The sequence below is a fragment of the Shewanella sp. Choline-02u-19 genome (assembly GCF_002836205.1).
Classification (GTDB): Bacteria; Pseudomonadota; Gammaproteobacteria; order Enterobacterales; family Shewanellaceae; genus Shewanella.
Genome location: NZ_PJBE01000007.1, coordinates 1 through 719, shown reverse-complemented (window position 1 = coordinate 719; position 719 = coordinate 1). Strand labels below are relative to the sequence as shown.

At 44.8% G+C, this 719-nt stretch carries 1 protein-coding gene; it reads left to right on the top strand.

Annotation, left to right across the window (positions count from 1 at the left end; all coding sequences use genetic code 11):
- A partial coding sequence (locus tag CXF83_RS22730) for a hypothetical protein (RefSeq protein ID WP_232774992.1) occupies window positions 1-261 on the top strand: 261 nt, incomplete at its 5' end.
- Between the last annotated feature and the right edge of the window lie 458 nt (window positions 262-719).

Sequence of the window (719 nt, the reverse complement as noted above, 5' to 3'; positions counted from 1 at the left end):
CTTGCCCCTTCAATTGATGAGGCAATCTCGGTAGGGGACCTTATTCTAGTACAGTATTCGAAACTTGCAGGGCAGGAGAATGATTACTTTGAGCTTTATGCCTCAGGTTTGCATCGCTGTATCACCCAAAATCGACGGCAATGTCTTGGGGATCCTGCTCGACAATCAAATGACACCCATGATCATTCGCTTTTGTCAGCCACTTCGATCGTCGATTTTACCCTTTGGCACCCTCTTATTATCAACAAAATAAGCGATTAATAAAGAGGATCGTGCACTATCCGGTAGTGATAGCGATGAAACTACAACTGTAAATGGGTTCTTTTAAGATCCGCTCCAAGTCGCCACTACTGTTATGCGTAAAGACGACTGCGTAGCGCTATAAAACAGAATCGAATTAAACAGCATGAAACAGAGCCGCTAGACTAAGCAGGATCTTAGCCCCACCCCCTGCTACCTAGAAATGGCTCACGACAGCCATGAATAAAGTCTTGCTACAGTCACAGTTAAAGTCATTCTAGTTACCAGAAATATCGGCCACAACACTATTATATCTATGCTATTGCCCCTGCATTCCGTCGTTCCAGCAATTCAGCAACGTAAAAACACCCAAATCGCAGACGTAAAAAAGCCCATTGCGTTAGCAATGGGCTATTCACTCTCTTTCGAGACCCATCTTAGAAAGAGTGGCGCCTGGAAATATTCGATTCGCACCAGGC